Origin of the sequence: Photobacterium rosenbergii, assembly GCF_003026455.1 — a bacterium.
GTDB classification, from domain to species: Bacteria; Pseudomonadota; Gammaproteobacteria; order Enterobacterales; family Vibrionaceae; genus Photobacterium; species Photobacterium rosenbergii.
On sequence record NZ_PYMB01000026.1, the window covers coordinates 1 to 16609 of the forward strand.

Annotated in this window: 20 protein-coding genes and 2 tRNA genes; 5 read left to right on the plus strand and 17 right to left on the minus strand. The window is 51.6% G+C overall.

Annotation, left to right across the window (positions count from 1 at the left end):
- Positions 1 to 40 precede the first annotated feature (40 nt).
- The 5 genes from C9J01_RS25290 to mutY form a co-directional block, all read right to left on the minus strand.
- Positions 41 to 116: transfer RNA gene (locus tag C9J01_RS25290), tRNA-Asn, on the minus strand.
- A 45-nt stretch (positions 117 to 161) separates the two neighbouring features.
- A tRNA-Phe gene (locus C9J01_RS25295) sits at positions 162 to 237 on the minus strand.
- Between the two features lie 121 nt (positions 238 to 358).
- The gene (mltC, locus tag C9J01_RS25300) at positions 359 to 1504 is read right to left on the minus strand and encodes a membrane-bound lytic murein transglycosylase MltC (RefSeq protein WP_107300869.1); all 1146 of its coding nucleotides are present in this window, start codon (positions 1502 to 1504) and stop codon (positions 359 to 361) included.
- Positions 1505 to 1631: 127 nt separating this feature from the next.
- Positions 1632 to 1904 carry an oxidative damage protection protein gene (locus C9J01_RS25305; protein ID WP_107300870.1) on the minus strand — a complete coding sequence of 91 codons (273 nt, stop codon included), beginning with the start codon at positions 1902 to 1904 and terminating at the stop codon, positions 1632 to 1634.
- Positions 1905 to 1985: 81 nt separating this feature from the next.
- Positions 1986 to 3044, minus strand: coding sequence for an A/G-specific adenine glycosylase (gene mutY, locus C9J01_RS25310; RefSeq protein WP_107300871.1), 1059 nt, complete (start codon positions 3042 to 3044; stop codon positions 1986 to 1988).
- A 155-nt stretch (positions 3045 to 3199) separates the two neighbouring features.
- Between mutY and trmB the strand changes: the two genes are divergently transcribed.
- From trmB to C9J01_RS25325, 3 genes are all read left to right on the plus strand, one after another.
- Positions 3200 to 3937: a tRNA (guanosine(46)-N7)-methyltransferase TrmB gene (gene trmB, locus C9J01_RS25315; RefSeq protein ID WP_107300872.1), complete on the plus strand. Its 738-nt coding sequence runs from the start codon at positions 3200 to 3202 to the stop codon at positions 3935 to 3937.
- A 105-nt stretch (positions 3938 to 4042) separates the two neighbouring features.
- Entirely contained in the window at positions 4043 to 4963 is a 921-nt protein-coding gene (glsB, locus tag C9J01_RS25320; RefSeq protein WP_107300873.1) for a glutaminase B, read from the plus strand.
- A 54-nt stretch (positions 4964 to 5017) separates the two neighbouring features.
- Positions 5018 to 5419 (plus strand): hypothetical protein, encoded by a 402-nt coding sequence (locus C9J01_RS25325; RefSeq protein WP_107300874.1) that lies wholly within the window; start codon positions 5018 to 5020, stop codon positions 5417 to 5419.
- Between the two features lie 152 nt (positions 5420 to 5571).
- On the opposite strand, the gene hemW is transcribed toward C9J01_RS25325, so the two are convergent.
- From hemW to C9J01_RS25360, 7 genes are all read right to left on the minus strand, one after another.
- Positions 5572 to 6735: a radical SAM family heme chaperone HemW gene (gene hemW, locus C9J01_RS25330; RefSeq protein WP_107300875.1), complete on the minus strand. Its 1164-nt coding sequence runs from the start codon at positions 6733 to 6735 to the stop codon at positions 5572 to 5574.
- A 3-nt stretch (positions 6736 to 6738) separates the two neighbouring features.
- Complete coding sequence (locus C9J01_RS25335; RefSeq protein WP_107300876.1) at positions 6739 to 7332, minus strand: XTP/dITP diphosphatase; 594 nt, start codon at positions 7330 to 7332, stop codon at positions 6739 to 6741.
- Positions 7333 to 7444: 112 nt separating this feature from the next.
- Positions 7445 to 7882: a DUF4426 domain-containing protein gene (locus C9J01_RS25340; RefSeq protein ID WP_107300877.1), complete on the minus strand. Its 438-nt coding sequence runs from the start codon at positions 7880 to 7882 to the stop codon at positions 7445 to 7447.
- Positions 7883 to 8025: 143 nt separating this feature from the next.
- Positions 8026 to 8319: a DUF167 family protein YggU gene (yggU, locus tag C9J01_RS25345; protein ID WP_107300878.1), complete on the minus strand. Its 294-nt coding sequence runs from the start codon at positions 8317 to 8319 to the stop codon at positions 8026 to 8028.
- On the minus strand, positions 8316 to 8870 hold the full coding sequence (locus C9J01_RS25350) for a YggT family protein (RefSeq protein ID WP_107300879.1): 555 nt from the start codon (positions 8868 to 8870) through the stop codon (positions 8316 to 8318). The genes yggU and C9J01_RS25350 overlap by 4 nt, the downstream gene beginning before the upstream one ends.
- 9 nt (positions 8871 to 8879) lie before the next feature.
- Positions 8880 to 9698: a pyrroline-5-carboxylate reductase gene (proC, locus tag C9J01_RS25355; RefSeq protein WP_107300880.1), complete on the minus strand. Its 819-nt coding sequence runs from the start codon at positions 9696 to 9698 to the stop codon at positions 8880 to 8882.
- Between the two features lie 90 nt (positions 9699 to 9788).
- Positions 9789 to 10499: a YggS family pyridoxal phosphate-dependent enzyme gene (locus C9J01_RS25360; RefSeq protein WP_107300881.1), complete on the minus strand. Its 711-nt coding sequence runs from the start codon at positions 10497 to 10499 to the stop codon at positions 9789 to 9791.
- Positions 10500 to 10522: 23 nt separating this feature from the next.
- Between C9J01_RS25360 and C9J01_RS25365 the strand changes: the two genes are divergently transcribed.
- The gene (locus C9J01_RS25365) at positions 10523 to 11560 is read left to right on the plus strand and encodes a type IV pilus twitching motility protein PilT (protein WP_107300882.1); all 1038 of its coding nucleotides are present in this window, start codon (positions 10523 to 10525) and stop codon (positions 11558 to 11560) included.
- A gap of 16 nt (positions 11561 to 11576) precedes the next feature.
- Positions 11577 to 12683, plus strand: a complete 1107-nt coding sequence (locus C9J01_RS25370) for a PilT/PilU family type 4a pilus ATPase (protein WP_107300883.1) — start codon at positions 11577 to 11579, stop codon at positions 12681 to 12683.
- A 341-nt stretch (positions 12684 to 13024) separates the two neighbouring features.
- Here C9J01_RS25370 and ruvX read toward each other — a convergent pair whose 3' ends face one another.
- The 5 genes from ruvX to C9J01_RS25395 form a co-directional block, all read right to left on the minus strand.
- The gene (gene ruvX, locus C9J01_RS25375) at positions 13025 to 13453 is read right to left on the minus strand and encodes a Holliday junction resolvase RuvX (RefSeq protein WP_107300884.1); all 429 of its coding nucleotides are present in this window, start codon (positions 13451 to 13453) and stop codon (positions 13025 to 13027) included.
- A complete protein-coding gene (locus C9J01_RS25380; RefSeq protein WP_107300885.1) occupies positions 13450 to 14013 on the minus strand; it encodes a YqgE/AlgH family protein in 564 nt (187 codons plus the stop codon). The genes ruvX and C9J01_RS25380 overlap by 4 nt, the downstream gene beginning before the upstream one ends.
- Positions 14014 to 14161: 148 nt before the next feature.
- Positions 14162 to 15109 (minus strand): glutathione synthase, encoded by a 948-nt coding sequence (gene gshB / locus C9J01_RS25385; RefSeq protein ID WP_107300886.1) that lies wholly within the window; start codon positions 15107 to 15109, stop codon positions 14162 to 14164.
- Positions 15110 to 15137: 28 nt separating this feature from the next.
- On the minus strand, positions 15138 to 15869 hold the full coding sequence (gene rsmE / locus C9J01_RS25390) for a 16S rRNA (uracil(1498)-N(3))-methyltransferase (protein ID WP_107300887.1): 732 nt from the start codon (positions 15867 to 15869) through the stop codon (positions 15138 to 15140).
- A gap of 230 nt (positions 15870 to 16099) precedes the next feature.
- Entirely contained in the window at positions 16100 to 16591 is a 492-nt protein-coding gene (locus C9J01_RS25395) for a SprT family zinc-dependent metalloprotease (protein ID WP_107300888.1), read from the minus strand.
- Positions 16592 to 16609: the final 18 nt, after the last annotated feature.

A 16609-nucleotide genomic window follows, 5' to 3' on the forward strand; every position in this document is an offset into this window, starting at 1 on the left:
CAGTTGCTCTACCTACTGAGCTAAGTCGGCACACTTAAAGTGGCTCCCCCTGCGGGACTCGAACCTGCGACATACGGATTAACAGTCCGCCGTTCTACCAACTGAACTAAGGGGGAATTATCTTTTAAATCATGTTGCTATCAAGCACCACAATATGAATATGGTGCCTCGAGGCGGAATCGAACCACCGACACGAGGATTTTCAATCCTCTGCTCTACCGACTGAGCTATCGAGGCAACGGAGCGCTATTAAACGGTTTTTCGTTCTTTTCGTCAACCATTTTTTTGAGAAAAATTTCAATGTTGCACTCGGTTGCCTGCTTTTTGCCCAGAAATGCTGGTTGTGACTATTTCATTGTCACTGCGTAAGATTTTTCCCTTGGTTAAACTCTTTCTGGAACGCGGTTACTTTCTCTAGGTAACGTCTTGCTTCGGCATTGCGGTGCTTATTGGTTAGCGCCCAGTAGACCTGATTTGGCTGCAAACTGTTCAGATCGTTCATAGCCCGCTTGCGGTCAGTTGTGTGGAAAGTATTGAGTACACCCCCAGTTCCGCCATTGTACGCAGAGATCATACTGTAATGCAGTGACAATGGATCACGGACATCCTTGAGGTAACGGGTGCGCAAGATGTAGAAGTAAGCTGTACCGGTATCAATATTCCTAGCAGGATCAAACAGGTACTCTGGGGTTGGTATGCCGGGTTTGTTTTTCACTAGCTTAAACACATCGGCACCGGCTGTTTTTGGTACCACCTGCATCAAACCATAGGCATTGGCATGGCTGACAGCATAGGGGTTGAAGCTGCTCTCGGTTTTGATAATGGCATAGATCAGGTCTTCGGCAATACCGTAGCGACGTGAGGCGTCACGGACAATATTGGCGTATTTGTAACTACGCTGGTTGGCGTGGTCGGCTACCATGGGGATTTCTACGTAGTAAACCTGATGGAAACGTTCCGAGCGCTTTTTCAGCTTGCCGTCAATCAAGTAATCGGCGAACCGGTTGGCACGCCAAGACCATTCGATAGGCTTTCCTTCGTTATCAAGCACCTGACCGTAAAGGAATGGCTTACCGCTCAATTCGATGGCGGAGTCTGAATAGAGGTCAACGCCACCGGGGTTATCCGGGGTCAGCAGCGTAGTGGTTATCGCTTCTTTTAGGTGCTTGGTCGGCTCGGTTTTCGCCACGGTTTCAACTATGACAACACCACGTTCAAAATCAACATGAGCGCGGCTCTGGTAACCATCGGTGTACTTTACATATTGGCGTTTGCTGGCAACCAGAGAGTCGTTATCCCCCCAATAGCGTTTTACTTGGCCATTGAACGAGTTCATCAACCTGTCGAGCGCGACAGTATCCTGGGTGAACTGGCCGGGCAGCGGGGCGAGGTTATTGGCAAAACGGTTAGTGGTGGTGTAGTCGACATCGTAGAGTTGTTCGATAAACTCCCGGCTACAGCCGCTCAATAGGAGCAGGGACAAAAACAGCGCGTGTAATTTCATAGTTCCCGAAATATGAAAAAGGCACCGTTTGCCTAGTTTTCTAACCAGTTACAAAAGATGCCTGAATGAATGACTAAGGGGCTTCCCTTGCATTAAACGACCGAGTTAAGGGGAAGCATTAGCGGAATTATTCGCTCGGCGGCGTGTAACCGTCGATGATCACGTCCTGGCCTTCGAACAAGAAGTTCACCATCTCAGTCTCCAGCAGTTTGCGGTGCTCTGGATCCATCATGTTCAGTTTTTTCTCGTTGATCAGCATTGTCTGCTTGCCTTGCCACTCTGCCCACGCTTCTTTCGAAATGTTGTCGAAAATGCGCTTGCCCAGTTCACCCGGGTATAGTTGGAAATCAAGGCCTTCAGCGTCTTTCTTAAGGCGGGCACAAAATACTGTACGGCTCATCAGGAAGTTCCTTCGTTATAAGGGTTTGCTTGGGTATCCCCAAGTCTCTTGGATATCTATTTATACCACGCTTGTACGCTTCTATCTATTCAGCTCGTAGCGTAAGCTCTCTAGGATCTGCTGTACAGGTGCAGCCAGACCTATCTCTGCTGGCTGGTTGAGGTTATACCATTGGCCGTTACCCGCTTCGCTGATGCAATCTGGTTGCTCTGACAGGCTTAGTTTCACCGGAACTATATCCAGGTGGTAGTGGCTGAAGGTATGGCGGAAGCCGATCAGTTGCTCCTGATCACGGATGATCTCCTGCTGGCCAAGGCGTTGTTCAATCACCGGGGTAAGATCAGCCTGATCTTGTTGTGGGAAGCACCACAAGCCGCCCCAGATCCCTGCTGGCGGGCGCTTCTCTAGCCAGACATATTCACCGTACTGGAAGATAGCAAACCAAGCTTGCTTCTCCGGTAGGGTTTTCTTGGGTTTCTTGCCGGGGAAGTCGGCTTGGCGGCCCAGAGCTTTGGCTTCGCACTGCTCGGCGACCGGACACAGCTCGCATTTGGGCTTGCTGCGGGTACAGATCATCGCTCCCATGTCCATCATGGCCTGGTTGTAGCGCTCTACACCCTGTGCTGGGGTATTGGCCTCGGCAATGTCCCACAGCTTGTTTTCAACCGGCTTTTTCCCCGGCCAACCTTCGACGGCATAGCAACGGGCCAAGGTCCGCTTTACGTTGCCATCAAGGATAGGATGGTGCTGCTTGAGTGACAGTGACAGGACGGCACCTGCAGTCGAGCGGCCGATACCCGGTAGGGCGATAACCTGTTCGATATCCGTTGGGAACTCGCCGCCATGATGGTCGACAATATGTTTGGCGGCCTTGTGTAGGTTGCGGGCACGGGCGTAGTAGCCAAGGCCGGTCCATAAGTGGAGCACCTCGTCCTGCTCAGCGGCCGCGAGATCGGCTACGGTCGGGAAGCGCTCGATAAATCGCTCGAAGTAAGGGATCACCGTGGCGACTTGGGTTTGCTGCAGCATAATTTCTGACAGCCAGACCTTGTAGGGGGTCTTTTGTTGCTGCCATGGCAGGGTTTTCCGGCCAAATTTGTCATACCACGCTAAAATGGCATCAGAGAAGGTATTGGTCACAGTTTCAAGCTCACTTTGCTGACAGCCGTCTTCGCCTGTCTTATTTTTGGCCCTGATTGCACCACAAAGTTAGGGGCGTCGCAATCGATAGACTTGCACTTGCGCTGTAACTTTGGATAATGCCGTTCCGTTTCTTTTTTGTTTGGATAGTAAGCATGAGCGAAGTTTCAAAAAAGTCAGGTGAGGTTACCCTGAACGAATTTACCGAAGACGGCAAACTAGTACGTAAGGTACGTAGCTTTGTTCGTCGCGAAGGTCGTTTGACCAAGGGCCAGGAAGCGGCCATGGAAAATAACTGGCCGACAATGGGTATCGACTTCGCTCAGCATATGCTGGACTGGAAAGAAGTGTTCAACAATGAAGGCCCTGTAACGCTGGAAATCGGCTTTGGTATGGGTGCCTCTTTGGTTGAGATGGCAAAGAACGCACCAGAGAAAAACTTTATCGGCATCGAAGTACACAGCCCTGGTGTTGGTGCTTGTTTGATGGGTGCAGAAGAAGCGGGTCTGACTAACCTACGCGTTATGTGCCATGACGGTGTGGAAGTGTTCGAGCACATGATCCCAGACGGCAGCCTTGACTGTGTGCAGCTGTTTTTCCCTGACCCATGGCACAAAGCACGTCACCACAAACGTCGTATCGTTCAGCCAGCGTTTGCAGAGATGCTACGTAAGAAGCTGAAAATCGGTGGTATCTTCCACATGGCGACAGACTGGGAAAACTATGCTGAGCACATGGTTGAAGTGATGGATGCAGCTCCGGGTTACCGCAACACGGCGACAGAAGGCCCTTACATCCCACGTCCAGAAGATCGTCCATTGACTAAATTCGAAGCTCGCGGCCACCGTTTGGGCCACGGCGTATGGGACATGAAATACGAGCGCACTGAGTAAGTTTTCAGGCGTATTGAGGCAAGGTATTGCCAAGCACCTTCAGGTGCACCAGTTGTTCGAAAAAAGCCAACCTCGTGTTGGCTTTTTTATCCTTGGAGAAAAGTAATGAAACCAACAGAGCAGTTGCTAAACGAGATTTTAGATGAAGTCAGACCGCTGATCGGCAAAGGAAAAGTGGCTGATTATATCCCGGCTTTGGCGGAGGTTCCGGCCAACAAACTGGGGATTGCTGTGTGTTATAACGATGGTGAAATTATTCAGGCTGGTGATAGCGAAGAAGGCTTCTCGATCCAGTCGATCTCCAAGGCTCTGAGCCTGACGTTGGCGATGACCTTGTACCAACCGGAAGAAATCTGGCAGCGGGTTGGCAAAGAGCCATCAGGCCATGCTTTCAATTCCATGATCCAGCTCGAGCTGGAAAACGGTATCCCGCGTAACCCGTTCATCAATGCTGGGGCTTTGGTGGTGTCTGATCTGCTGCACAGCCGCCTGTCTGCGCCGCAATACCGGATGCTTGAGTTAGTGCGCAAGCTCGCCCAGAACCCGCATATTTGCTACGACAAGGTTGTGGCTTCATCGGAGATGCAGCACAGTGACCGCAACGCTTCGATTGCATACTTGATGCGCTCGTTTGGTAATTTCGATAATGAAGTGATGCCGGTCCTGACCAATTACTTCAGCTATTGTGCGCTGAAAATGAGTTGCGTTGATTTGGCCAAAACTTTCAGTTACTTGGCAAATAAAGGGCTTCCTTTGGGTGCAAAAAAAACAATTATCAACCAGACTCAGTGTAAGCAAATGAATGCACTGCTGGCGACCTGTGGGTTGTACGACGGTGCTGGAGAATTTGCATATCGGGTTGGTATGCCGGGCAAATCCGGTGTCGGTGGTGGGATCATCGCTATCGTACCGGGTGAGATGACCATCGCCGTATGGTCGCCAGAGCTGGATCCTTCGGGTAACTCTCTGGCTGGCACAGCCGCCCTTGAATTGCTGGCCGAGCGGATCGGCCGTTCAATCTTTTAACGGGGTAACTAAGGCATACTAACCTTGGCCTACCCCGGTTATGGGGAGAGGCTTATGCTGTTGCGAGTTTGTGGGGTTAAATTAGCGGTTGCCGGGTTTGCCTTGTCATTGGGCGTGCAGGCCAATGAAGCGCCTGTGTGCCAGATGGAGTGGCACAATAGCCTGAGTATGCAGGACGGGGCGCTCAATCTGGAATTCGGTGGCGAGAGTTTCATGATCAAGCCCAGCGGACAACTCTATTTTGGTGTCCACAAAGTGATGCTTAGCGATGACCAATCTGCGCTGCTGGCTGACTACCACCGCCTTATGCTCGATGATTTACCTTACACCTTATCCCACTCACAGTTAATCGATCAGGAACTGTGTGATCGGGTGGCGATGCGCCAGGCTAAAGAAAGTGAAATCCAATCACAAATCCCCGCCCTCAAACGCTGGCAGAGTGTGACGCTCGATTGAGTTGCGCAATATACAATTCAACAGGACAAGATTTCAAAGACGCAGTGAAGACATCCTTGTCGCTCTAACCCGCCGTCCATGGCGGGTAAGCTTTGAAATCTTATCCTATTAAATTGCCACCGCTTTATTTGCAAAAGTAATCCGAGGTAGCCCTATTCATCCTCTTCGTCAACAAAGGCTGCTAGCAGGTCGTTGAGGAATAACTTACCGTGCTCGGTGATTTGCCACTCATCACCTCTGTCTTCGAGGTAGTTCTGCTCTAGCGCCCAATTGATCGGCCCTTCAATGCTTGTTAGTGGCAATCCGGTACGTTCGACATAATCTTGTTTCGGGCAAGCCTCAAGTAGGCGGAAGCGGTTCATGAAGAACTCAAACGGGCGCTCGCTGGCATCAACTTGGGTTTCCTGATCCAGATATGGCTTGCTTTGGTTGAGGTAGCCGCGTGGGTGCTTGACCTTGACGGTACGGGTAATGGTACCGTCGGCAAAGCTCAGCTTGCCGTGGGCACCGCAACCTATGCCGAGGTAATCCCCGAAACGCCAGTAATTCAGGTTATGGCGGCACTGGCGGCCCGGTTTGCTATAGCCGGAAATCTCGTACTGGACGTAGCCTGCTTCAGCCAGCAGTTTATGGCCTTGCTCGAAGATTTCCCATAGGTCGTCGTCATCCGGCAGCACTGGCGGCTTGGAATAGAACAGGGTATTGGGCTCGATAGTGAGTTGGTACCAAGACAGGTGAGGAGGCTCAAGGGCTATCGCCTGTTTGAGATCCGACAAGGCATCTTCGATGCTTTGATCTGGCAGGCCGTGCATCAGGTCGATGTTGAAGCTATCAAGCCCGGCTTCTTGGGCAAGGCCAGCAGCGGTGATAGCCTCACGACTACCATGAATACGACCAAGGCGCTTGAGTTTTTCATCTTGGAAGCTCTGGATGCCGATTGAGATACGGTTGACGCCAACTTCACGGTAGGCGTTGAAGCGTCCGGCTTCGACAGTACCCGGATTGGCTTCCATGGTAATTTCGATATCGTTGCTGAAGGGGATCCGCTGTTTGACGGCTTCGAGCAAACGGCCGATCTCCGGTGCGGAGATCAGGCTCGGGGTACCACCACCAATGAAAATAGAATGCAGCTCACGGCTCTGGCTTGCCAAACCGTACTTTGCTAAGTCGGTATCGAGATCTTCGATAAGCGCATCGATGTAGTCGAGCTCGGGAATATCGGTTTTCAGTGCATGGGAGTTGAAGTCGCAATAAGGGCACTTCTGGACACACCATGGGATGTGGATATACAGGCTCAGTGGCGGTGGTACTAGCATGATTTATGCTTCCTTCAGGGCAGCAAACAGCTTGGCAAGGGCTTTGCCGCGGTGTGACAGTTGTTTCTTGCGCGTTGGCTCTAGCTCGGCAGAAGAACACTGATCTTCCGGCACCCAGAAAATCGGGTCGTAGCCAAAGCCGTTTTCGCCGTGGGTTTCAGTGAGGATCTTACCTTCCCAGCTGCCATGGCAAACTAGCGGGGTAGGGTCGTTTTCGTGGCGCATCATGACCAATACGCAGTGGAAACGGGCAGTACGCTGCTCATCTGCAACGCCTTCCATTTCTTTAAGTAGCTTCTGCAAGTTTTCTTCATCAGAGGCATCAATGCCTGCAAAGCGGGCAGAGTAGATCCCCGGTGCGCCTTTGAGGTAGTCCACTTCTAGGCCTGAGTCATCAGCAATCGCTGGTAGGCCAGTTTCCTTGGCTGCGTGACGGGCTTTGATAATGGCGTTTTCGATAAAGGTGGTGCCGGTCTCGGCAACCGAAGAGACGTTGTAATCGCTTTGGGCGACCACATCAAAGCCAAAATCGGCCAGAAGGCTAGCCATTTCTTTTACTTTGCCCTGGTTACCAGTGGCCAGTACTAATTTGCTCATCACAGTTCCTCGCAATTAAGAGGGCGCTATATTATCTCACTGCCCGGAAAATAAAAGGGGAGCGCGAGGCCCCCCTGTCATTGCTATCGCTGATTGCGGTGAAATGCTTAGATCAGTCGACATAAAAAGTCTGGTCAAACTCGATGTTGCCACGGGTACCGTTGTGGGAGACATCAATGGAAAAGCTGAAGCGCTCTTCGTTGGCATGTTTGATCTCGGCGATGTAATAGATGGCATTACCTTCCCTGACTTCGCGAAAGGAGAGGTTTTTGACCGTGCCGAGTAAATTCTTGGCCTGGCCATTGAGCACTGCAGCCACAGCCGGTTTTCCCTCCTGATCCTTCTTTAGCACGGTGACATTGATAACCGCGGAATAGCGGCTGCGCTGAATGTTGTAGGTACTGGCTACTTCCGGGGTCAGGAAGGTCGACGGGAAGCTGGAATAGTGGACTTCGAGATTCTCTATATCTTTGAATTGTCCGGCACTGGCAGAAAAGCTGACGCTGAGGCAGGAAATGAATAGGGCAAATAGGCTGAAAAGACGAGTCATTTTATTATCCTTCTATACGCACCTCGCAGAGTAATCCCTGCACTGTTAGTGGGTATTGCTAATTCCATTATAGTTGTGACGAAAGGTTCTGATGAAAAACAGCCCGGCGTCTGGAAGGACGCCGGGCTGGAGGTTTCTTTCGCTTACAGCAGAGCCTGAATCGGCTCGGGTATTGCTTTCGGAGCGGTGATACGTACTTGTTTGTGACGCCCCAGCTCTCCTTTTTCGATATCGATTTGCCCTTTGGCGACCTTGAACTGCTTAGACAGGTACTTTGCCAAATGGGCGTTGGCCTTGCCGTCTACCGGCGGTGCGGTGATCGCGACTTTGACTTCATCACCATGTAGGCCAACCACTTGGTCGCGGCTGGCTTTGGGCTGAATATACAGTCGCAGGATCAGATCATCACCGTCGCGGTAAGCAGCCTGTTGGCTCATAGCTGGTACCAGATAGGACCAACGAAGTCACCGATTAGGAAGTTTGCGAACTGCAGGCCAATGAAAAGGACCAGTACACTCAGGTCCAAACCGCCCATTGCTGGAATAATACGACGGATAGGGGCTGTCATCGGTTCAGTTAGCTGATGCATTACGTATTCAACTGGGCTGCGGCCCTGGCTGACCCAGCTCAGGATTGCACGAAGTAGCAGTACCCAGAACAGCAGGCCACCGGCTGCTTTGAGCAGCGACAGGGCACCGATCCAGAAATACTCCGGCGTGAACATGAAGCCGCCACCCAATACCAATTGCAGGATAATGAATTTACCCATGCTCAGGACGTAGGCAAACAGCAGGGTGGCAACATCCAGTGAACCTATCGATGGGATGATGCGACGTAGTGGACCGACAACCGGCTGGGTCGCCTTGACGATGAACTGTGAAAACGGATTGTAGAAATCGGCACGCGCCCACTGGAGCCAGATGCGCAGCAGCACAACCATAATGTAGAGATCAAATAGGGTACTGACTAGAAAACCAATTGAATTCATATACTAACCTTAAAATAATTTTTCCATTTCTTCAGCGCGGGAAACGGCAGCACGCATTGCTTTAGCTACGGTATCACTAAGTTGGCATTCGTTGAAAGTGCGGATTGCCTCAGCGGTTGTGCCGCCTTTTGAAGTAACCTGCGCACGAAGCGTTGCCAAATCAGTTTCCGGGTTGGCGACCACCATTTCTGCAGCGCCAAGGGCTGATTGTTGAACCAGCATACGGGCTTGCTCGGCACTGAAGCCTTGCTTGATGGCTTCTTCCTGCATCGCTTCCATGAACAGGAAGAAATAAGCTGGGGCACTGCCTGCTGCGGCAATAATACTGTTAATGCCAGCCTCTTGCTCGACCCAACACACCTCACCGACAGCCTTCATTAAGTTTTCGGCAAATTGACGGTCGTTAGAGTTAAGGGAGTTGGATGCATAAAGGCCGCTCATGCCCTTACCAATCAGTGATGGGGTATTTGGCATTACGCGTACCAGGTTCAAGTTGGTGGCAAGCATTTCGTTGAGTCGCTCGGCACCGATGCCTGCCGCTATGGAGATCACCAACTTGCCGGAAAAGTCGAGGATCTGTAGTGGGCGGCAAACTTCTTCCATGAGCTGAGGCTTAACCGCAAGGACAATAACATCGGCGTCCGATGCTGCGCTCAGGTTGTTGTCAGTGGTGTGGATTCCGTAATCACGGGCCAGCGGCTCACGACGGGCTGAGCTTGGTGCTGTAGCGGTGATTTTGTCTGGCGCATAGCCGCTGGCAACAAGGCCGGCGATGATAGAGCGGGCCATGTTACCGGCACCAATGAAGGCAATCGAGCGTTGTTCCATGTTACATCCTCTGTGTATTCAAGGCCGGGAGGGACGTTGACGTCCTTCCTTGACGTTATAATTGTGTGGCTATTATAGCCAGCGCTTCGCTTACTGTTTAGCTGAATAATCGCGGGCACCAAAAATTGCGGTACCGATCCTGACTATTGTGCTGCCAGCAGCAACTGCGGCATCAAGATCACCACTCATTCCCATTGATAGGGTATCGAGTTGTGGGTGTTTGCCTTTGAGTTTGTCCATGGCCTCGGCAAGGCTTGAGAAGGCAGCAAGCTGGCTGTCGTAATCATCGGCTTTTTGCGGGATAGACATCAGGCCACGCAATACCAAGTTTGGCATCGCTGCAACTTCGTCTGCCAGTGCGGCGACTTGTTCGAAAGCGAGTCCCGATTTGGAGTCTTCACCGCTGGTGTTGACCTGAAGTAGGACATTGATCGGTGCCATACCTGCTGGGCGCTGTTCGCTCAGGCGACGGGCTATTTTGGCGCGATCTACCGAGTGGACCCAGTCAAAATGCTCGGCAATCGGGCGGGTTTTGTTGGACTGGATAGGGCCGATGAAGTGCCAACTGAGTGACGGGCCAGCCTCTTGCTGGGCAAAGTATTGGACTTTCTCGACGCCTTCTTGGACATAGTTTTCACCGAAAGCGGTGTGGCCCGCTGCGATTGCCTGCTCGATGGCTGCGATCGGTTTGGTCTTGCTTACAGCAAGCAGTTGCACTGTTTCGGCATCTCTACCGCATTTTTCTGCTGCCAGGCCGATCTGGTTGATGACCTGTTCAATATTTTGCTTGATACTATTCATAATTGATTCTGTGGGGAAAATTTATGGATATCACCGAACTACTGGACTTTAGTGTAAAGCATAACGCCTCTGATCTGCACCTTTCAGCGGGTGTTCCTCCAATGATCCGTGTAGATGGTGATGTGCGCAAGCTGAGCTTACCGGCTCTCGAGCATGGTGAAGTTCACCGTTTGGTCTTCGACATAATGAATGACGCCCAGCGACGGGAGTTCGAGGAGCGGCTAGAAGTCGACTTTTCTTTCGAGTTGCCCGATGTCGGCCGCTTTCGTGTCAACGCCTTCAAACAGGCAAGGGGGAGTGCGGCAGTGTTCAGGACCATCCCAATGAATATCCCGACGCTGGAGTCACTGGGTGTGCCCGATGTGTTCTACCAGATTGCGCAATGCCAACGCGGCCTGGTACTAGTGACAGGAGCGACAGGCTCGGGTAAATCGACCACCATCGCCGCGCTGGTGGATTACATCAACGAGAACTTCAACCGCCATATCCTGACCATCGAGGACCCGGTGGAGTTTGTACATACCGGCAAACGCTGCCTGATCAACCAGCGAGAAGTACACCGCGATACCCATAGCTTTCACAATGCCCTGCGCTCTTCGTTACGTGAAGATCCGGATGTCATTGTGGTGGGTGAGTTGCGTGACCGTGAAACGATTAGCCTAGCATTGACCGCTGCCGAAACCGGTCATTTGGTGCTAGGTACTCTGCATACCAGTTCGGCGGCGAAAACCGTAGATAGGATCATTGATGTGTTCCCGGGCAATGACAAGGCGATGGTGCGCTCAATGCTGTCTGAATCACTTCGCGCTGTGGTCTCGCAGAACTTGCTGAAATGTACCAGCGGCGGTCGTATCGCTGCCCATGAGGTGATGATGGCCACTCCGGCGATCCGCAATTTGATCCGCGAGGATAAAGTGGCCCAGATGTTCTCGATGATCCAAACCGGCTCAGCGATGGGAATGCAAACCATGGAGCAGAGTGTGAAGATGCTGGTGGCGCAGGGGTTGGTGGATACTGATGAAGGCCGTCGGGTGGTTGATTCAAGCTTTTCGCAGTTTTAATGGGGAATAGATAGCGATGACTTTGCAACATGCACTTAATGAGATGGTTAGCCGTAAGGCATCGGATCTCTATATCACGGTAGATTCACCTTGCTTGCTGCGTATCGATGGCAACTTACACCCACTAGGCGAAACGCTTGACCTCCATGCGGTCGAGAAAATGTTTACCGAGGCAATGGATAACGAACAGGAGGCGGATTACCGCGCTTCCAAAGAAGCCAACTTTGCCTTGGTAAGAGGCGATCTCCGTTTTCGGGTCAGTGCCTTTTGGCAGCGTGAATTGCCGGGAATGGTGATCCGCCGTATTGAAACCGACATCCCAGATTTTTTCTCGCTGAACCTACCAATGGATATGCAGAAAATGGCGCTAGCCAAGCGGGGGTTGGTATTGGTGGTTGGGGCGACCGGTTCGGGTAAATCCACCTCAATGGCGGCAATGACCGGCTACCGTAATGCCAACCGCAGCGGGCATATCTTGACGGTGGAAGATCCGATCGAATTTGTTCACAAGCACAATAAATGCATCGTTACCCAGCGTGAGGTGGGGTTAGATACTGAAAGCTATGAAGTCGCACTGAAAAACTCCCTGCGCCAGGCGCCAGATATGATCTTGATCGGTGAGATCCGTACCCCTGAAACCATGGAGTATGCGATGAACTTTGCCGAGACCGGCCACCTCTGTATGGCAACGCTGCATGCCAATAATGCCAATCAGGCATTGGAGCGAATCCTACATTTGGTACCGAAAGAGCGTCGCGAGCAGTTCTTGTTCGACTTATCACTAAACCTCAAGTGCATCCTGGCTCAGCAACTGATCCCGGACGCCCATGGTGTTGGCCGTCACGGCGCCTTCGAGCTTCTTATTAACACCCCGCGGGTCGCGGATCTGATCCGCCGGGGTGAGTTGCATGAGATCAAAGAGGCGATGGCGAAGTCAAACGAGTCAGGCATGATGACTTTCGATCAATCACTTTATGAACTTTATAGCGCAGGGAAGATCACCGAGCAGGATGCGTTGCACCATGCCGACTCCGCCAATGATCTGCGCTTGATGATCAAGGTTGGCAGCAAAAACCAGTTGAGCAACAACTCGTTGTCCGGCGTAACGGTAGATATGGGCTAGATCCACCCAGTATTCCTGCCATGAACCGAAAGCATTGGGGTTACTATGATCCTAATGCTTTTTTTGTTGATCACTTATCATAAGATATTGAAATTTAAGATCATTAAAATGGCTTGGATTTAGGTGTACAGGTAAATGAGCTTTCGGGTTCAAATAGTCCAAAAGCTGTACAAGCTGATCACCCCTTAAGCTTCGGGGGCTATGTGGCGTAGACAAGGCAAGATCTTAAAAGGCGATCGCTTTTTGCTGAATAGAGCGGAAAAAGCTGTACGTTTGAGTGGAGGGTAGTAGGGGGATGAAAATACCTAGGTTCCAGTCGCTGGAACCCAGGCTCTGCTTTTTTATCCGTACTGCTGTTCGAACCAGCTTTCTAGGATCACCACGGCTGACTGCGAGTCGATATTGCCTTTGCTGAGGTTACGGTAACCACCGCGATCGAATAGATCGGAGCGGGCTTCAGCTGTACTCAGGCGCTCGTCATGCAACTCGACCTGACAGCCAAAACGGCCATGGAGGCGGTTGGCGAATTTTTTGGCCCGTGGGGTGATGGCCTCCAGTTCTCCGCCCTGCATATCCAGTGGCAGCCCGACAACCACCAAATCCGGTTGCCATTCTTTGAGAATTTTTTCAATGTCATCCCAATTTGGGACCCCATCTTTTGCCTTCAGGGCGGCAAGTGGGCTAGCGGTGCCGGTCAGCTCTTGGCCGATAGCAACACCGATACTTTTCGTACCGTAATCAAAAGCGAGTACGCTGCGAGATTGACTCATGCGTGTCCTTGTTCTGTGGAAAGGTGAGTAGCAGTGATACCTAGCTGGGCAATAGCCTTGTTCCAGCGTTCATTTATCGGGGTATTGAACACTACATCGGTGTTGGCTTCTGTTGTCAGCCAGACATTTTCAATGAGCTCTTGCTCAAGTTGTCCTGCATCCCAGCCAGCATAGCCAAGGGCAACCAGGAAATTATCCGGTGACTCACTGGTACCGAGTAGCGAGAGAATATCTTTGGAGGTAGTGATCGAGACCTCATCGGTGACATCGATACTTGAGCTCAGGCGGCCAACTCGGTTGTGCAGGACAAAACCGCGGTCGGCAGATACCGGGCCACCATTGAATACCGGTTGCTCAAGGCAAGAATGATCCCTTACGGGCAACTCGCGCTCAATTTCAATTTGGTCAAGCATATTGCCTACCGAAATCTCAATCGGCAGGTTGATGACAATGCCCATTGCTCCTTCGTCGTTATGCTCGCAAATGTAGACAACACTTCCTTTGAAATTAGGATCTTGCATCTTGGGCATGGCTACCAGAAAGTGGTTAGTCAAATTCATGGAAAGATACCTACAACCGATCGACTTACTTACAGTATGCCGACTAATTAACAGAATTGGTATTAAAGGGAGAGGATTTTAATGATTCACGCAGCCTAACCAGTTTCACCTTGGGCGTGAAATGATCAGGCTGCATTGAATTAGCGCATTAAGCGTTGATGCGGCGTTCGATAGCATCCATCAGCTTGCCAGTGATAGAAATATCAAAAGCAGCTTCGATTTCGCGGATACAGGTCGGGCTGGTGACATTGATTTCTGTTAGCTTGTCGCCGATAACATCAAGGCCGACGAAGATCAGCCCTTTCTCTTTCAGCACAGGTGCAACAGTTTCGGCAATCTTACGGTCAGTCTCGCTAATTGGGCGAGCTTCGCCACGGCCGCCTGCAGCTAGGTTACCACGGGTTTCGCCTTTAGCCGGGATACGGGCCAAGCAGTAAGGCATTGGCTCGCCGTCGACAACCAGAATACGCTTGTCGCCGTTGCTGATATCCGGCACGAAGGTCTGGGCCATGCAGTAGTTCTGGCCATGGTTGGTCAGGGTCTCGATGATCACAGAGACATTCGGATCACCTTTCATCACGCGGAAAATAGACGAACCGCCCATGCCGTCAAGCGGCTTGAGGATCACATCACCATGCTCTTGATGGAAAGCTTTGATTTTATCGGCACGACGGGTAACGACTGTAGTCGGTGTTAGTTCCGGGAACCAAGCGGTGAATAGCTTTTCATTACAGTCACGTAGGCTCTGTGGCTTGTTAACGATCAGAGCGCCTTCATCTTCGGCACGCTCAAGGATATAGGTGGCGTAGATGTATTCGGTGTCGAACGGCGGATCTTTACGCATCAATACCGCGTCCAGATCGGATAGGGCGATTTCCTGCTCGCTATGGAACTCGAACCAGCCGTTCGGATCTTCTTTCAGGCTGACGACACGGGTGCGGGCCATTGCCTTGCCTTGCTCCAGTGACAGGTCATTCATTTCCATATAGTGGATTTCCCAACCACGGCGCTGGGCTTCCAACATCATGGCAAAGCTGGAATCTTTCTTGATGTTGATAGACTCAATAGGGTCCATCACGATACCCAGTTTGATCATTGCTTTCTCCTAATTATTTCCTGGGGCATTAGCCAAGATCGCCGAAGCGGACTTGCAGGGCTGTGATTGCTGTCATCGCGGCTGTCTCGGTTCGGAGCACGCGCGGGCCAAGCAGGATTTCGTCGAATTTGTATTCTTCTGTCATGCTGATCTCCTCAGCAGACAAGCCGCCTTCCGGGCCAATCAACAGACGTACTTTGCTGACAGGCGCTGGCAGGGTATTGATAGAGTAGTTTGCGCGAGGGTGCAGGTTGAGCTTGAGGCCGTCATATTGCTCGGCGCACCAGTCTTCCAGTTTCATGATCGGGCGGATTTCCGGCACGGTATTGCGGCCACATTGCTCGCAGGCGGCAATGGCGATTTTCTGCCACTGCTGGAGTTTCTTTTCGAAACGATCGGCATTCAACTTTACGCCACAACGTTCAGAAATCAGCGGGGTAATAGTATTGACACCAAGCTCGACCGATTTCTGGATGGTAAATTCCATCTTCTCACCACGTGATACCACTTGGCCTAGATGGATATCCAGCGGGGACTCGACACTGCTTTCGTTACGAGCCTGGATTTCCACTTCCACACTTTTTTTGCTGGCATTGGTGATCACGGCCGGAAACTCGGCATTGCTGCCATCAAACAGTAGGACTTCCTGACCGGCCTGCATGCGCATGACACGGCCGACATGGTTGGCGGCATCATCGCTGAGCATAACGATTCCAGAGTTTGGTAATAACTCCGGGTGGTAAATTCGTGGGATTCTCATGGCTATCTCGTAACCCGTTGGTTGTATTCTGGCTGCATTATATCAACTCTCCGGCTGATTGCAGGCTGTTGGTCATACCTTGCAGGTACATGGATAAGAAATGGACGCACCAAGCGAGAAAAACAAGGGGGAAACGGAAATTTATACCCAGCTAGCTAAAATTAGGGTTGCCGCTATCTTTTGCCTGGTTGGTTTCGGGGGCCAGAAGTAGGGATTAACCAAGCAAGGGGTTATTGGCTATGTTGCTGGAAGGCCAAGGTGTGTCCGCATTGGCGGCAACGGTAGTGTGCTTGGCCCCGTTGGACCTTGTTGTGACGGCGAACCGTCATCTGGTGCTCACTGCACTGGCAGCGGTAGAGGAAAGTTTGGCCCTGTACCGAGCTGACATCGAAACTGTGGGTGGTACGCGGCGCAACCCCGAACACTTCCTGCATGATGACCTGCCATTCCCTACCGTGCGGCCTAACTTTGCCAAACAACTTGAATACCACCAGATGGGCGACCTCGTGCGGTACGACCTCATTGAGAAAGGCTTCCGGGTTCTCTTTCATGAGCACCGGATTGAACCGTACCTCCCAGCCTTGCAACCGGGCACTACCGGCAATTTTCCCGCGTTGGGTAAAGTAAACCTCAGGCATCACCAAGCGTTTGTTGAGGCGTCGGTTGGCTTGGGCAATACATTGTTTAACGCGGTCAATCACTTGTTGTTGCAGGACGGTCATTGTTGTTTCCAAGGCTTG

Coding starts and splice junctions, on each gene's coding strand:
- mltC (WP_107300869.1), bottom strand. CDS start 1,504: ATGAAATTACACGCGCTGTTTTTGTCCCTGCTCCTATTGAGCGGCTGT.
- C9J01_RS25305 (WP_107300870.1), bottom strand. CDS start 1,904: ATGAGCCGTACAGTATTTTGTGCCCGCCTTAAGAAAGACGCTGAAGGC.
- trmB (WP_107300872.1), top strand. CDS start 3,200: ATGAGCGAAGTTTCAAAAAAGTCAGGTGAGGTTACCCTGAACGAATTT.
- glsB (WP_107300873.1), top strand. CDS start 4,043: ATGAAACCAACAGAGCAGTTGCTAAACGAGATTTTAGATGAAGTCAGA.
- C9J01_RS25325 (WP_107300874.1), top strand. CDS start 5,018: ATGCTGTTGCGAGTTTGTGGGGTTAAATTAGCGGTTGCCGGGTTTGCC.
- hemW (WP_107300875.1), bottom strand. CDS start 6,735: ATGCTAGTACCACCGCCACTGAGCCTGTATATCCACATCCCATGGTGT.
- C9J01_RS25335 (WP_107300876.1), bottom strand. CDS start 7,332: ATGAGCAAATTAGTACTGGCCACTGGTAACCAGGGCAAAGTAAAAGAA.
- C9J01_RS25340 (WP_107300877.1), bottom strand. CDS start 7,882: ATGACTCGTCTTTTCAGCCTATTTGCCCTATTCATTTCCTGCCTCAGC.
- yggU (WP_107300878.1), bottom strand. CDS start 8,319: ATGAGCCAACAGGCTGCTTACCGCGACGGTGATGATCTGATCCTGCGA.
- C9J01_RS25350 (WP_107300879.1), bottom strand. CDS start 8,870: ATGAATTCAATTGGTTTTCTAGTCAGTACCCTATTTGATCTCTACATT.
- proC (WP_107300880.1), bottom strand. CDS start 9,698: ATGGAACAACGCTCGATTGCCTTCATTGGTGCCGGTAACATGGCCCGC.
- C9J01_RS25360 (WP_107300881.1), bottom strand. CDS start 10,499: ATGAATAGTATCAAGCAAAATATTGAACAGGTCATCAACCAGATCGGC.
- C9J01_RS25365 (WP_107300882.1), top strand. CDS start 10,523: ATGGATATCACCGAACTACTGGACTTTAGTGTAAAGCATAACGCCTCT.
- C9J01_RS25370 (WP_107300883.1), top strand. CDS start 11,577: ATGACTTTGCAACATGCACTTAATGAGATGGTTAGCCGTAAGGCATCG.
- ruvX (WP_107300884.1), bottom strand. CDS start 13,453: ATGAGTCAATCTCGCAGCGTACTCGCTTTTGATTACGGTACGAAAAGT.
- C9J01_RS25380 (WP_107300885.1), bottom strand. CDS start 14,013: ATGAATTTGACTAACCACTTTCTGGTAGCCATGCCCAAGATGCAAGAT.
- gshB (WP_107300886.1), bottom strand. CDS start 15,109: ATGATCAAACTGGGTATCGTGATGGACCCTATTGAGTCTATCAACATC.
- rsmE (WP_107300887.1), bottom strand. CDS start 15,869: ATGAGAATCCCACGAATTTACCACCCGGAGTTATTACCAAACTCTGGA.
- C9J01_RS25395 (WP_107300888.1), bottom strand. CDS start 16,591: ATGACCGTCCTGCAACAACAAGTGATTGACCGCGTTAAACAATGTATT.